Below are 15,715 nucleotides of genomic sequence, written 5' to 3' on the forward strand. Positions count from 1 at the left end.
TGGACATATAAAAATCCCTCCATAATTATCAAATGAATTATTGTATTTCATCTGACAACCATAAAGGGATTATCGCACTCAAACTTAATTTGAGGAACGTTTTGTTTTATGAATAATGGGATTTGATGCTAGTATGAATTTCGTATAACAATTCGAAAGGTTGTTATTACCCATGTAAGAGCGAATTTGAAGTATAATGATAATAATCGAAATTTTTGGGTATTTAGCTTACTATTTCGATACTTAACATGATGGATTAAAAGCCAACAACAATTCGAAAGTATATCTGAGAGTAAGAAGCAGAAGACGAAGATTAAGTTAACTAGAGTATATTGATTTATTTAAAGGATAAAAGCAGAAATAACAAACGAGGTAGCAATTGACGTGTAGTGGGCGGTTATAAATGTAGAAAATCTGGCAATTTTATTCCGCCGATTTCCTACATTTTATAACCGCCCACTACAGTTGAGTTTTTCGCTCCGAAATTGATTTTAATAAAGCTCACATTGATTATAGAATCTAATATATAAAAATATACAATTGGTAAACTGTATAAAATATTTAGGAATTTTATTGAGTATTTGGATTAAATTTTCAATTAACGATCAAAGTTTAAACGTCATATAATACTATTTTAAATTACTCATTTTTTCTATTAATTTTTTTTGTATCCACCAATATATTTCTTTTGAGTTTGCACCTGAACTTAATAATTCTAAAAAATTTTTATCACTTATCAATGTAATTAAATCATTTAATAATGGTAGATGACTGTAATTATTTATAGTGCTAATAATAAATATATATCTTACTGGTTTTATAGAATTAAAATATACGATGTTTTGCAAACTAGCTATACTAAGTCCAATCTTTTTGGCACCATTTATAGGTTTCGTATGTGGTAGAGCAACTAGGGGAGAAATTATAAATCGATTCATATTTTCTTCTTTGACTAATTCATTCAAATAGTTATTTGTAATATATTTTTTTTCAAGTAAGGGATTTGCTGCTTTACCTATTGCATCTATTGCATCTATTGCATCAATATTAGGTTGGATAAAATCCTTTGTTAATACATCTAGTAAAGATTGACTATTGTCAGTTAATGCCCTATTTTTATTATTCAAATTAAATACTTCAGACTGTAGTTCTCTTCTAATATCACTGGTAACTTTTCTATTTTGTATCTTCTTATTTACAATCTCCATTACAGAATCAAGTGTTAAAACTGGACTATTTATATCTGTCAATTCACTGTACACTCGTTGTACTAAATTATATTTATCTTCAGCCGACATAACAGATTTAATAATAAAAACAGGCTTTCCCATAGTAAACAATTCATTTTTATATTGTGTTGAAAATATCAAATCTATACTATTTAAACTAAACTTAAGGTCTTCGAAATTAACAGGTTCTAAAAATTTAATATTAGGAAAAATACTAGTTAATTGTAAATACGCTAGTGCTGATGTTCCTACTCCATTAGAACATATGATTACTGCCTTTATATTTCTATCTCTTTTATTATTTTCTTTATATATAAAGCCCACTAAATGTATAGTTAAATATGCGATTTCTTCTTCTGGAAACCCATGAAATTCTTTACCCAAAAAGTCTATAGATTTTTCTACTAGTTTAAATACATCATTATACTTTTTTTTAATCTGAGCAGTTAAGGGATTATATATCGGATATTCAAATGCCACTCTGTAAAACATAGATCTGAAGTGTGTATACATTTGCATAACAATCTTATTATTTTTTTCAAAGGATATTCCAGAAATATTTTGAAAATTATTAATAAATTTTCTATTATATTCAAAAACTTTTTCACTTTTTTCAGAAATAGTTATTTCTCCAATAGTAGAACATAAGCACAGCATTGTGATATATAAAACGCTGTTCTTATTACTTATATCTAAATTTAACAGAATATATTTTACCATCTGATATTCATTCTTGTTTTCAATTGCATACTTCTTTGCGCTATTTTGTATATAATTGGGTTTATCTTTTAATCTTTTTAAATTAATGCATATGATATAAGAAAACTCTGTTATTCGATTCTCTACAAAATTAATCCCATATTTTTCAGCACTTTTTCTTACTAATACCTCTACCTCATATTCATCTACATCCATATATCTCTTTATATAATAATCTAATATCTCTATATCAATACTTCCAACTTTTGATGCTACAACACGATTTAAATATGTACGCACATCATTCTCCCTACCTAAAATTTTGTATCCTTCTCTTCTATCATAATTTAGGTGTAAGTTATAGCGTAGTATGTTGTTTTCTAACACTTTTAAATCTTTTGAAATAGTAGATTGACTAACACCTAAATAGTCTTGCAAATGTAGCAACGATATATATCTATTACCATTAATCAGTATTAATGATATAAGAAGCACTCTCTCTTTTTTACTAAAAATGTATTTATCTGTTGATATCTCAATGTTTCCTCTAATATTTACCAAATATTTATATGTCTCGACAGAGGTAGAAACTGAGTTTTCATCATATCTTATTCCCTCTATTTTTGATTCTTTTAGTAATGCATTAATTTTCTCAATAGTATATTCAAGTTGTCTATCCGTCATTCCTAATTCTATTGCTAAACCTTTTTTCTGCCAAATAGGACTTTGTATTATTTTTTCAATTATAGTTATTTGCTTTGTATCTAACATTCTTTCACCTTCACTACAATTTAAATTAGTCAAGAGATCATTTATTGTAAATTATTGGAATATAATATAAAAGTCGCTGCCTACTATTGTTTATTACGTTATCTTTCATTGCTCTGCTCTTGACTAAATTTATATAAACAGCAAATATTATGATTAAAATATATAGTTATACTTTTTTGTGATCTATGTTTTTTATTAATTTAATTGTGTTATAAATATTTTAACAATATCAATGTTTGATTATATTAAACAAATTCTAATTATCAATTAGAAGAACTGTTGCCACATAAGCCCAAAATAATTCAATTAATATCATAAATGTATATCTATATAAAAAGAGAAAGTTTATTTTCAAGATTTAACTTTAAAATATCACTTTCTCTTTTTTCTTAATTTCTAAAATTATCTATAATATCTCTTATTTTTCTTGCTTTTTCAGTTATTTCAGAAACTGAACCTTTAGAGAAGGTACTACCTATACCAAGAATGTCTGCACCAGCCATTAACCATTTATTAGCATTATCTATATTTATTCCTCCCGATTCTATAAGCGGCAAATATGGTATCGGTGTCTTAAGTGTCTTTATTAAATCTGTCCCTACTATTCCACCATACGGAAAAATCTTTATAAACGTTGCACCAGCTCTCAATGCCTCAACTGCTTCAGTTACGCTTGTACACCCTGGTGCATAAGGAATTTGATATTGATTAGCAAGTTTAGAAACTTGAATATCGAACATAGGTGAATATATAAACTGCGCACCATGCGCAATAGCATCCTTAGCTGTTTCTCCATCTAATATTGTTCCAGCACCTACCAATAGCTTTTCATTAAACTTAGTTCGCAATTTTTCAATTGCTTCAGGAGCATTTTCATTAGTATAGCTTACTTCTATAACATTAATTCCTCCTTTGGTTATTCCTTCTGCAATTTCCAGTATTCTATCTGTTTTATCTCTTACAATGGCTAATGCCCCTGAATCATAAATTTTTTTTGTGTAGTTAAGTTTTCGCATTTTAAATTACCCCAATATGTTTATAGTATTCTATCATTTCCTTTACCTGTATAAGCATGCTCTCACTTTCGTCCATAATCGCTGGAAATCTTGCAGACCCCACATCTAATCCAAACGAGTTTAGTATCAGTTTCAACATCGTTGGTGTTGTCCCTTTATGCAATAACTTTCTTAACGGTTCAATATTATCTTGATATTTTTTTGCTTTTTCAATGTTCCCATTTTTAAAGCTTTTATATATATTCACATCGTTATTTGTTAGTAGATTTGCAGTTGCTGCAATTGCACCATCTCCACCTATCTGCAACACATCCAAAATTTTAGAATCAGATCCAGAAAGTACAGAAAATGTATCTGAGTTACATAACCTTATATAGCCCTTTGTATTTTCTAAATTACCTGAACTATCTTTAATACCAATAATATTAGGATGTTTTGAAAGCTTCTCTACAGTTTCAGGATTCATATTGATTCCTGTTTTCGAAGGCATATTATAAATTAATATTGGCACATTTACACTATCTGCAATTTTTTCATAATGGCTTATCACTTCAGACTGTGATGGTGCCACAAAAGAGGGGGCTACAATAGATAATGCATCCGCTCCAATAAGTGAAATTTCCTTACTGAACTTTATAGTATCTCGTGTACTATCCAATCCTGCACCAACAAATACTTGCACTTGTTTGTTTACATACTTGATAACAAATTCAGAAAAATAATACTTCTCTTCCTCCGTTAATACATACGACTCTCCATTTGTACCTAAAATAAAAATACCTTGAATATCAAAACTCAATAAATAATCTAATAATTTTTTAGTTTTGATATAGCTTATATTTTGAAAATCATCCATTGGAGTGACCATTGCTACAATAATTCCACCTATTTTCTTCATAAAATATCTCCCTTAATATTAATGAAACAAACCTAAGAACCAATTTAATAAAGAACCAACTACGTTGTAATCAACGTTTGGAAACATAGATCCTGAAATACCTAAATGTACAAATGTAGGATATAATATAACTGGTAAAAACGCTAAAAGAAGTCCTACTATAAATGAGCCTAGAATAGCCCCACGCCATCCACCTGTAGAATTTCCAAATATTCCTGCTGTTCCACCAGAGAAAAAGCATATATGAGCTGCCGGAATAATAACAATAGAGAATTTAAGAATTACCATAACAACAATTGCTAACAATCCCGCAACATATGAACTTAAAAAGCCAACTAGAACAGCTGTAGGAGCATATGGGAAAATTGTGGGTACATCTAAAGCTGGACGTGATCCTGGAATGAATTTTTCTGATATTGCTACAAAGGCTGCCGTTATTTCCGCTAAGAACATCCGAACTCCCGTCATCAAAATTGAAATGCCTGCAGTAAATGTTAAAGCTTGAATAAGCGGGAATACTAACCAATTTGTTGTTCCCGATAGTTTAGTTACAGTTACTTTACCTGCAGCTAAAGCTGCTATATAAAACAGTAGCGTCATAACAGTAGCGACTCCCATTAGAAAATCCTTAAAAAATGATAGCCAACCTGGAAATTTTATATTTTCTGTAGTTTGATCTTTGTATTTTTTAAAAACATTACCAACGAAACCAGATAGTGCGTATCCAATCATATTAAAATGTCCAATTGCTTGGGTGTTATTTCCTGTAATTTTTCTCATGAAAGGTTGGCACAACTCGGGTAACGCTGCTGAAACAAATCCTAATATGCTACCACCAATAACAATTGCCCAAGTATTCGTCATACCATGAGCTTTTAAAACAAGGGCTAAAACGCATGCAAAGAACAAACTATGTCCTCCTGTAAAAAAGACATTCTTAAATGGTGTAATACGTGCAAAAACTAGGTTCATAATAAATCCCATAATCAAGGTTATAGAAACAACAAAACCATACTTTCCTTGGGCTAATGCTGTCGCTGCTTCTGGAGAAGCAATTACACCAGTAAGATGAAATCCTTTCTGAAACATAGTATTAAAATTCTGTAAAGTTGTTGTCATGGTGGAAGCTCCCACGCCAAATATTAAAAAACCAATAGCTGTTTTTAAAGTACCTGTTAATACCTCTGTTGATTTTTTTCTTTGTGCCACTAATCCAACAAAAGAAACAATCCCTAATAATATAGCAGGGTTAGACAAAAGACTAACTAAAAAATTAATCATCTATTTTTCCTCCGATTCGTATTTGTATTCTTACAATTATTCAATATTCTTCAAAGCAATTTGAATTTTGTTTTTAATCTCATTTTTGTCAAGTATATTATTAATACCTACTATTTCCTTCCTTATACCTCTATCTTTTAGCTCCGCAGCAACATCACTTAAAGTTACAACAATCGGCCCATCAAATCCTTCTAATTCATCTAATGAAGAATGTTCAACCGTAATTGGATAATCATTTTCTGCAATTACCTCATTAAGTTTTATTTTTAACATTAAACTTGAACCAACGCCTGCTCTACATGCTACTAATACTTTTATCATATTTTCTACCTCCAATTATTCTTAATACCTCGTCCACTGTTTTTGCATTATCTAATTCTTTATAAAACTTACTATCACTTAACAAAACAACAAGATCCTTCATAGCATCTAAATGTGAGCTAGAGTCTGGACTACTCAAAGTAAAAATATACTTTACAGGATCATTGTCCTTACTATTAAATTTTAGTGGATTTTTTAAAATACAAAGCCCCATAGCTAATTTTATTGCACCTGTAGAACTTGGTGCATGTGACAAAGCAACATGAGGAGTAATTACAAAATATGGGCCATATTTATTTACAGAATCAAGTATCGCATTTATGTAATTCTTAGTAATATAGCCATTCTTTTCTAGTGGATAAGCTGCTTTTTTAATTCCCTCACTCCAATCCATAGCCTCCACGTTTAATTGTATTAACTCCCTTTTTAATATCTTCTCTATCAAGTAAACCCTTCCTTTCTTGCTCTACTTAATTGTATGCGCTTCCCAAATGACTATTCAATTTCTTTTGATTGTACATTTTGTTTTATATTTGCCATTTTAGAATTTTACTTTTTGCTTTTTACTGCTATTATCATCATTTATAAAAATATGAGATTATATTACGTTAATTTTGTAAAGTTTTTAACAAAAAAAATAATATTCAAACATTGTAACCGCATTCTGAAAATGCAATAGTTCTTATGAGTATTGCTTTACAATAATAAAGATTAGGAGATGTATTTTAATGTCAGAAACTTTAGATTTAATTCATACTACTATTCAAAAAGAGATTAAATCCCTTACAAAAATAAACTGCTCTATTCCTCCAGAATACGAGACAGTTGTTTCCACACTAAAAAAGATTAATGGAAAAGTCATTTTTATGGGTATCGGAAAATCTGGTCATATTGGTAAGAAACTTGCATCTACTTTTTCAAGTACCGGTACACCCGCTTTCTTTATTCATGCTTCTGAGAGTATGCATGGTGATTTAGGAATGATTGAAAAAAACGATGTTGTTATTCTTATCTCAAATAGTGGAGAAACTAGCGAAATATTAGCTCCATTAGATTCAATAAAACTAATTGGTACAACTACTATTGCTATGACTGGCAATAGCAATTCGACGTTAGCAAAAAAGTGTGATTTCCTTATTCCTGTGCACGTCGAGTATGAAGCAGATTCTTTAAATCTTGCGCCAACAAGTAGTTCTACTGCTTGTTTAGTCGTAGGTGATGCTCTTGCTTGTACACTTTCCTCACTGAAAGGATTTACAAAAAAGGATTTTGCTGTTTTTCATCCTGGAGGATCACTAGGCAAAAAATTATTATCTGATAAAAACATTTAACTCATACTAGTGAAATAGAAAGGAAAAAAACGAAATGTTTGATAAGCAAGATGAATTATGTGTCAATGCTATTAGAATGCTTAGTATTGATGCAATTGAAAAAGCAAATTCTGGACACCCAGGATTGCCAATGGATGCGGCACCTATGGCATATGTTTTGTGGACAAGATATTTGAAAACGTATCCTAAAAATCCCAACTGGGTTGATCGAGACCGCTTTATTTTGTCAGCAGGACATGGCTCGGCTTTGCTTTATAGCTTGCTTCATTTGTCAGGATATAAAGTGTCGGCTGAAGATTTACAACAATTTAGACAAGAAAATAGTTTAACTCCAGGACATCCTGAATATGGACATACTGATGGAGTAGAAGCTACAACGGGACCACTGGGTCAGGGGTTAGGAATGGCTGTAGGAATGGCTATGGCAGAAAAACATTTAGCCGCGGTTTATAATCAGCCTGAACAAAACATTGTAGATCATCATACGTATACAATTGTTGGTGATGGTGATCTAATGGAAGGCATTTCTCATGAAGCAGCCAGTTTAGCAGGTCATCTAAAGTTAGGAAAATTGATAGTATTGTATGATTCCAATGATATATCATTGGATGGTCCCACTAAAATGGCCTTTGAAGACAATACCAAAAAAAGGTTTGAAGGTTATGGTTGGCAATATTTAAAAGTTGAAGATGGAAATAGTTTAACAAAGATTGATGATGCTTTGACTACGGCGAAAGAAAATGAAGAACAGCCTACTATTATTGAAATTAAAACAATTATTGGTTATGGATCACCAGACCAAGGAACAAATAAAGTTCATGGTGCGCCATTAGGCAACAAAAATATAGAAGAAACACGTAAGGTTTACAATTGGAAATATGAACCTTTTAAAATTCCAGAAGTTGTTTATGATCGGTTTCACGAATATACTTTTGAACGACACCAAAAGGATTTCAACAATTGGAATAAACTTTTTAAGAATTACAAGCAAGAACATCCCAAATTAGCAGCTAGTTTTGAAGCAGGTTTTGCTGGAAAAATTAATAGTAACTGGATTAAAGAAATAACAACATACCATGAAGGTACAGTTACCGAAGCTAGTCGAATTACTGGACATAAAATTATTTCTGCAGTTGCCGAAAAAAATATTAATTTTTGGGGTGGTTCGGCTGATTTGTTTTCATCTAATAAAACTAATTCATCAAATAGCAAAGCATTTGAAGCAGATAGTCCGCAAGAAAGAAACATTTGGTTTGGAGTTAGAGAATTTGGTCAAGCAGCAGCAATTAATGGTATTGCCTTACATGGTGGGACAAGAACTTACGGAAGCACCTTCTTTGTGTTTTCTGATTACTTACGAGGAGCATTAAGATTATCTGCTTTACAGCATCTACCAGTAACATATATTTTCACGCACGACTCAATTGCTGTCGGTGAAGACGGTCCAACGCATGAACCAATTGAGCATTTAATGAGTTTACGTGCTATGCCAAATATTAATGTTATTCGACCGGCAGATCCAAACGAAGTAATTGCTGCTTGGAATATTGCATTAACTGCTACTGATACACCAACAGTTTTAGTTTTAACCCGCCAAGGTTTACCAGTCTTACCTAAAACAGATAAAATTTCTTTTGAAGGTGTAAAGCGTGGTGCATACATCTTATCAAGAAGTAAAAAAAATATCCCAGATGGAATTTTAATTGCTACTGGTTCAGAAGTGAGTTTAGCAATTGAAGCTCAAAAACAATTAAAAATAGATGGAATTGACGTTTCCGTCGTTTCTATGCCATCTTTTGAACTGTTTGAAAAACAATCTAAAGATTACCAACAACAAGTTTTACCGGATGAAGTTACAAATCGAATGTCAATTGAAATGGGATCATCTCTTGGCTGGGAACGCTATGTAGGTAGAAGAGGTGTGATACTTGGAATTGATAAGTTTGGTGCCAGTGGAAATGGTCCAACACTGGTTAACCATTATGGATTTAATGTAGAGAATGTTGTTTCAAAATATGAAACGGCTTATGAAAAATAATTAGTGAAGGAGAATTTGAAAATTGACTGAGAATTCAAAATTAAATATTGAAATATATTCAGACGGTGCAAATATAGAAGATATGCGGGATGTAGCTAAAAACGACTTTGTTTCTGGTTTTACAACGAATCCCTCATTAATGAAAAAAGCAGGAATTGCTGATTATATGACTTTTGCTAAAAAAGTTGTTGCAGAGTTTCCTAAGCATGCAATTTCATTTGAGGTTTTTAGCAATAAACCAGAAATAATGCTTAAAGAGGCAAAATTATTACATTCTCTAGGAAAAAATGTTTATGTTAAAATTCCCATTATTACAACTGATGGTAAAAACACAGCTGGATTGATTAAACAACTTTCAGATAATGGTATTTCAATAAATGTAACCGCTATTGCAACGCTTGAACAAGTCAAAGATGCTGTCGCTGCGTTTGCAAAAGGGACTAAGAACATTGTTTCAATTTTTGTTGGTCGTATAGCAGATACAGGTGCTGATACAACTGATTTTGTTAATCAAAGTGTCGCTATAACAAAAGAACATCCAGAAGCACAATTATTGTGGGCTAGCACGCGTGAAGTGCAAAATATTTTACAGGCACAACAAATGGGCGTTGATATTATTACAGTCCCACCGACAATTATTAATAAACTTGTTGCAAATAGAGGTAAGTCAGCGCAACAGGTATCCTTAGATACCGTTTTAGGCTTCGAAAAAGATATTAAAGCATCAGGTTTGAGTATTCTTTAAAGGGATAATTAGATAAGTCTTAGTAGTATTCAATAATTATTTTGAATGAGTACTAAGGCTTTTTATTTGTTAAAGGAATATTTTGATTTTGTTAGATAGAAAAGCTACTTATATGTGAGAAAAAGTTAACCTTAAAAGTAAAATATAGTTTGACATAATTACGTTTCCCGCTTAACAATGAACACATTGAGTCATTTAGTATCAAGGAAATTCATTTGAAAGAAGATGATGGCAATTTCAATTAAATTAGTAGCAATAGATATAGATGGAACTTTAGTGAATTCAGACAAGCAATTAACACCTGCCGTAAAAAATGCTATCGTGGCAGCAAAAAAAGCAGGGGTTAAAGTCGTGATTTGTTCTGGCAGACCTTTTTCAGGCGTTAAGCCGCTTTTAGAAGAACTGAATTTGATGAATCAGTCTGACCAATATGCGGTGTGTTTTGGTGGGGCGATGGTGCAGTCGACCGATGGTAAGGTAATTGATTTAAAAGCTATCTCATATAAGAATTATCAAGATTTGGAATTGTTAGCGCGAAAAAAAAATTTGCATTTTCATGCGATTAGCCAAGATAAGATTTTCACCTCGAACCGTGATATTGGCCATTACACAGTTTATGAGAGTCGGTTAGTGAATTTAGAGATATTCTATCGTACACCAGAAGAATTAAGTGAAGAAAAATTAGTTAAAGCAATGTTTATCGACGATTCAAAGAAATTGGATGAAGCGATGAAAGATTGGGCAGACTTTGCTGAATTTGAAGACGAGGTAACCTTTACTAAAAGCGCACCGTTTTATCTAGAAGCAAATGCGAAAGGTGTGAATAAAGCAGCTGCGCTAAAAATTCTGGCTGAACATCTCCAACTGAAAGTATCAGAGATAATGGCTATTGGTGACGAAGGCAACGATTTAAGTATGATTGAATATGCTGGCTTAGGTGTAGCAATGGGTAATGCCATTCCTGCAGTAAAAGCAGCTGCCAATGTAGAAACACAGGATAATGATCATGATGGCGTCGCTGAAGCAATTAACAAGTATATATTGCACGCTGAAGCGAAGGCTTAGTTAAGTAGTTTATTGTGATATTGGTAATACTTTAGTGTAGTCCAAATGAGCTCAGCAGCAGTAGCATAGTTAAGGATTATGCGATGTTTATAATTTATTGTATCTGAATTTCTGTTATTTCATCATCAGAAAATTTATGTAATGATAGACCTTTAGGAATATACTCTCGGACAGCAAGAGCTTTTTAGACCGAGACTTATGCAACCGGCGAAGGCTAATTAACTTGATAGAAAACAGCAGTTGAATTTGATCAACTATTGCCAAATTGTAAACTAACAGGATGGATTACGAGATAAATTCAATTTTACTTTTTTACCCATAGCATGGGCAATTTCAGCTAGTTTATCAAACGTCACATTATCGCCGCGTTCGATCCTAGCAATGGTTGATTGAGGGACGTTTGCTGTCTGCTTGAGTTAAGCCAACTTCTTCACGAGCATGATACAACGCTAAGACACTGGCAGATTTTTCTTTGTCAGCATAATAAGCTTCAGCAAATTTAGGATTCTTTAATTCCCGTGTTAAAATTGCATTAATTTTCATTTTGGATATTCTCCCATTCTGTTCGTAATTCTAGAGCATGCTTAATTTCAGCAGGTGGGGGTTTTTGTGGTTTCTTTTGTAAAACCATGAGTAGTAACATATTTTGGTCCCTTAACATGAAAATACATTGCTCGTTGAATATTGCTAGATACCTTGCTTCTTAACTCATATAAATTTTGGGTAGATTTAACCCAAGTCATGCGTTGAGCGACTAGTAAGTCTTGTTCCTGCGTATCTGTAATCACTTGTAGAAATTTAGCGCGATTTTTAATTGGCAGTTTACGTAACCACTCGTCGAATTCATCATGACCATTGGGGTGTGTATAAGTTTAAAATTATGCTTTTTCCATGTATGTTGTTTTTTAATAGTGTCAACTTTGTGTGAGTTTTAGATTTCTATTTGCACAAAATTATGCTATACTACAGATAGAAAAAGAAGCCTTGCGCTAACAAGACTTCCCATGTAGAGCCGTTTAAGACGGTGATAAAGTTTAATAATAGATTAAATAATCTGTTAGCCCTGCCAAAAGCTAAGATGGATTATTTTTTTTTGCTGACTTTTAATCAGCTCAACAATTAATGCAATTAAGGCCACAGTAAAAGTACCGAAACCAAGCATTAATTGTAAAGCGTCCGATACGGACACCTAGGCTACTCCTTTCATTAGGATTTATGGGCTTTAAAGGTTTAACACCATAAGCACCATCCCCGATTGGAAATAGCCACCACCTTAACTTCTCTACTTAATCCATTATACAAGAAAAAGAGCAACTAGGATATTTAATTAATTAACTCGTATCAACCACCTCCACCAAGAAGTAGTTGACAACAAAAACGAAAATTGTCAATCTTCTAAGCCTTAATCGTAATCTCCCATCACTCGCCGTTAAGTAGGCGAGTGATGGGGCTGCTTGTTTTGGCAAGCCGATAGTTTATGTGCTTCATTTCAGTAGGATCGGATAAGATTTTTTTGAAATGCAAAAAATCTCCACACCTAACCTTGTTTTTGCTTTCGTATTCTAATTTGTTTATCTTGATAGTAAATAAAAGTTAAGGTTAGATTCTGAACTAAGTGAATTAAGCAAAGAAGCTAGTTTAACTATAGAAGAAATGTTGAAAAAAGTTGGATTATCCATTTGAATTAGAAAAAATATTATAAGTTTTAACATTAAACTTGATATATTACAGGATGGACTTCAATATCATCAATCAATTAGGTGGATGTTTTTTATTTTTTCTAAATGTAAAATATTTAAAACCGCATATGAGATAGATACTCTATAATTAGCTTGGATGAAAATGATAATGGCGTTTTGAACTTTAGATTAATCTAGTAGTGAGAACATTAAAATTAAAATGATTAAAGCATGTAGGGGTGTTTTGATTGAATTTTATTTTACGATTTATTAAATATCATCTGGATATCAGGGGATATAGTCTATCAGGGGATGGGCTATATTAATTCAAAAAGGAGATTCACTTTATGATTAAACATACTGCATTGCAAGATAACAAGAAAAATGGGGGGATTGTTCGTAAGTTTAGGAGTGTTTTAGTTGCTACTGCTGTTTTAGCGGGGCTTTCTTTAACAACAAACTACACGGCAAATGCATCATCAGTAAACAATGACTGGGTGGCAAACACTACAACTGAAATTTCACAGAACATCGGGGATGTTAAAGCTGTTTATACGATAAGAAAAGGGGATACACTTTGGGGGATAACACAAGCTTTAGCAACTAAAGGATATCAAACTAGTGTAGCGCAATTAGCTAAAATTAACGGAATTGCAAATGCTGATCTGATTATCGCTGGAAATACAATGAAGTTTATGGGCTCTGGTCAAAATACCGTTGTACAAGTTCAAGGGGCAAACGGTAGCGTCAAAGGTACATATAATATAGGCTCTAATGCAGCTAACACTAGCCGCAATAATACAACTACAGCTGCTGCAACTAAAGGCAATACTAGCACAAATGGTAATACAAATAACAATCAAAATAGCAATAATAATGGAAACAATAGCAACAATAATATACCAGCCAAACCGGCTACTATTAATAGAGCTAGTTTATAAGCAGCAATTATACAAGCACAAGGTTTAGTTTCACAAACTGATGTATATACAATTGATACAATTTCTAAATTACAAGTTGCACTAACTACTGGCTTATCTGTTGAGAATAAGAACTCAGCTACACAAACAGAAGTTGACAATGCAACAGCTGCAATCAACACAGCTATTAATAATTTAACAAAACAAACTGATGTTAATAAGAAATCTTTACAAGCAGCAATTGCGATAGCACAGGCACTTGTGTCAAAAACTACTGAATACACGGCTGATTCGCTTGCTAACTTGCAAACAGCTTTAGATAATGGCCAATCTGTAAACAGTCAACCAACTGCAACACAAAATGATGTTAATACTGCAACTGATGCTCTCAATGCAGCTATTAAGGGCTTAATAAAGCTTGATACAGATACACACTGATTTTCCTAAATAAAGGTTATTATGCTAAGTGCGGAAATAGGTTAATGTAGTTAGTATTTTTATAACTAATTGTTATAAGAGAAAAAAGTAGTTCCAAAACTACACTAAAAAGAGTTAGAAACTGACCTAATGGCTTTCTAGCTCTTTTTAGTGTAGTAATAAGGCGAAATACAAAAAATGTTTATAATTATTATATAAGAGGAGAAGAGTTAGATGACATGTAAGTATTGCGGGCAAAATTAGATAAAGAGGCTAGATTTTGCTCTAATTGTGGAAAAATTTAGTACAACCAGATGAAAAAATAGATTTGGAATCTTTTAAATTTAATCGAGAGAATTTTTTTAGAGTTTTACGCTTTTTGAAGGAAAATGCGCTAACTTTATTGTTTGTATACTTTCTATCTATTGTATTTGTATCTTTACGTTGGTGGATATTCTTACTCTATGTAATAACAATCTATATATATCCGCTTTTAAGCAATAAAAGAACGTTTATTTGGGAAAATAGATTTGATACATGGATTCGTGATGAAAAAAATATAAAGAAAATCAAAGATACGCTAGCTCGAACTAATGTTAATAAGAATAAAGATCCAAGAAATGCACCTGTAACAGATAATAGTGTTTTACAAAATGGGAATGTAGTTAATAACGAAGAAAATGCTGCAACAACGTCAACTCTAGGACAGAATAGTAATGTACAAAGTACTACAACTGGAGAAAATAGTGATAACAAAAAAAGCTCAGCTACTCTAAATAAGGAATTTATAGTTGGTATCATTATAGCGATAGTAGGCGCAGTGCTGTTTTTGAGTAGTAAAAGTCAGACAACCAGTTATAGTAATCAAGCATGGTCAATGTTACAATCTGGAAGTTTAGATGTAGCTGGTTATGCATATATTTGGGGAGCTTTCCTATTTGAAATAGGGGTACTAGCAATTATTGGTGGTTTATTTAAAGTAATATTACATTCTAAAGGCAATAAGGGGATAACATTGAAGGTTATAGCTACGGGTATGTATTTTATAACGGCTATAGTTGCAACGTATATATATAGTAATCCTATTTCTACTGGAATTAGTGTAACCGAAACATTTTATAATAACGGTAGTTCATTGAGCGACATTCAAAATATATATAACTTTTTGAAGGAGGCTGTGACATAACTAGTCTCTACACAATAAATAGGGCGAGAAACCGAATTTGGTTTTCTCGCCCTATTTGCTTAAGATTTTGCTCTTTTAACTTGACCCCTAGCGTGACTAGTTTCAGGATGTTTAATGCC

General features: G+C 32.2%; 14 protein-coding genes and 2 pseudogenes. 7 read left to right on the forward strand and 9 right to left on the reverse strand.

The features are described from left to right. Positions 1-629 precede the first annotated feature (629 nt). The 6 genes from LB941_RS11755 to LB941_RS11780 form a co-directional block, all read right to left on the reverse strand. Positions 630-2,699, reverse strand: a complete 2,070-nt coding sequence (locus LB941_RS11755) for a BglG family transcription antiterminator (protein WP_253362174.1) — start codon at positions 2,697-2,699, stop codon at positions 630-632. Between the two features lie 389 nt (positions 2,700-3,088). Further along, on the reverse strand, positions 3,089-3,715 hold the full coding sequence (locus LB941_RS11760; RefSeq protein WP_253362175.1) for a beta/alpha barrel domain-containing protein: 627 nt from the start codon (positions 3,713-3,715) through the stop codon (positions 3,089-3,091). Position 3,716: 1 nt separating this feature from the next. Continuing rightward, on the reverse strand, positions 3,717-4,613 hold the full coding sequence (gene dapA / locus LB941_RS11765; RefSeq protein ID WP_253362176.1) for a 4-hydroxy-tetrahydrodipicolinate synthase: 897 nt from the start codon (positions 4,611-4,613) through the stop codon (positions 3,717-3,719). Positions 4,614-4,631: 18 nt separating this feature from the next. After that, positions 4,632-5,891: a PTS ascorbate transporter subunit IIC gene (gene ulaA, locus LB941_RS11770; protein WP_253362187.1), complete on the reverse strand. Its 1,260-nt coding sequence runs from the start codon at positions 5,889-5,891 to the stop codon at positions 4,632-4,634. A gap of 39 nt (positions 5,892-5,930) precedes the next feature. Beyond that, positions 5,931-6,215 (reverse strand): PTS sugar transporter subunit IIB, encoded by a 285-nt coding sequence (locus LB941_RS11775; protein ID WP_253362177.1) that lies wholly within the window; start codon positions 6,213-6,215, stop codon positions 5,931-5,933. After that, positions 6,190-6,660 (reverse strand): PTS sugar transporter subunit IIA, encoded by a 471-nt coding sequence (locus LB941_RS11780; protein WP_253362178.1) that lies wholly within the window; start codon positions 6,658-6,660, stop codon positions 6,190-6,192. Before LB941_RS11780 ends, LB941_RS11775 begins: the two co-directional genes overlap by 26 nt. A 283-nt stretch (positions 6,661-6,943) precedes the next feature. On the opposite strand from LB941_RS11780, the gene LB941_RS11785 reads away from it, so the two are divergent. From LB941_RS11785 to yidA, 4 genes are all read left to right on the forward strand, one after another. After that, on the forward strand, positions 6,944-7,546 hold the full coding sequence (locus LB941_RS11785) for a KpsF/GutQ family sugar-phosphate isomerase (protein WP_253362179.1): 603 nt from the start codon (positions 6,944-6,946) through the stop codon (positions 7,544-7,546). Between the two features lie 34 nt (positions 7,547-7,580). Continuing rightward, a complete protein-coding gene (gene tkt, locus LB941_RS11790; protein ID WP_253362180.1) occupies positions 7,581-9,584 on the forward strand; it encodes a transketolase in 2,004 nt (667 codons plus the stop codon). A gap of 22 nt (positions 9,585-9,606) precedes the next feature. Further along, positions 9,607-10,329 (forward strand): transaldolase, encoded by a 723-nt coding sequence (locus LB941_RS11795; protein WP_253362181.1) that lies wholly within the window; start codon positions 9,607-9,609, stop codon positions 10,327-10,329. Positions 10,330-10,557: 228 nt separating this feature from the next. Further along, positions 10,558-11,394 (forward strand): sugar-phosphatase, encoded by an 837-nt coding sequence (gene yidA, locus LB941_RS11800; protein WP_253362182.1) that lies wholly within the window; start codon positions 10,558-10,560, stop codon positions 11,392-11,394. Between the two features lie 272 nt (positions 11,395-11,666). On the opposite strand, the pseudogene LB941_RS11805 reads toward yidA, so the two are convergent. The 3 genes and pseudogenes from LB941_RS11805 to LB941_RS12565 form a co-directional block, all read right to left on the reverse strand. Next, positions 11,667-11,937: pseudogene (locus LB941_RS11805) on the reverse strand (helix-turn-helix domain-containing protein). Then, a pseudogene (locus LB941_RS11810) lies at positions 11,927-12,266 on the reverse strand (type II toxin-antitoxin system RelE/ParE family toxin); the annotation flags it as partial. The pseudogenes LB941_RS11805 and LB941_RS11810, both read right to left, overlap by 11 nt. Positions 12,267-12,451: 185 nt before the next feature. Beyond that, the gene (locus LB941_RS12565; RefSeq protein WP_341869242.1) at positions 12,452-12,583 is read right to left on the reverse strand and encodes a putative holin-like toxin; all 132 of its coding nucleotides are present in this window, start codon (positions 12,581-12,583) and stop codon (positions 12,452-12,454) included. Between the two features lie 837 nt (positions 12,584-13,420). Here LB941_RS12565 and LB941_RS11820 point away from each other — a divergent pair. From LB941_RS11820 to LB941_RS11830, 3 genes are all read left to right on the forward strand, one after another. Then, the gene (locus tag LB941_RS11820; RefSeq protein ID WP_253362183.1) at positions 13,421-14,014 is read left to right on the forward strand and encodes a LysM peptidoglycan-binding domain-containing protein; all 594 of its coding nucleotides are present in this window, start codon (positions 13,421-13,423) and stop codon (positions 14,012-14,014) included. Between the two features lie 60 nt (positions 14,015-14,074). Continuing rightward, positions 14,075-14,431: a hypothetical protein gene (locus LB941_RS11825; RefSeq protein WP_425270545.1), complete on the forward strand. Its 357-nt coding sequence runs from the start codon at positions 14,075-14,077 to the stop codon at positions 14,429-14,431. Between the two features lie 268 nt (positions 14,432-14,699). Next, positions 14,700-15,596, forward strand: coding sequence for a hypothetical protein (locus LB941_RS11830; protein WP_253362186.1), 897 nt, complete (start codon positions 14,700-14,702; stop codon positions 15,594-15,596). The last annotated feature ends 119 nt before the right edge of the window (positions 15,597-15,715 follow it).

The organism is Ligilactobacillus ubinensis (assembly GCF_024160875.1).
Classification (GTDB): Bacteria; Bacillota; Bacilli; order Lactobacillales; family Lactobacillaceae; genus Ligilactobacillus; species Ligilactobacillus ubinensis.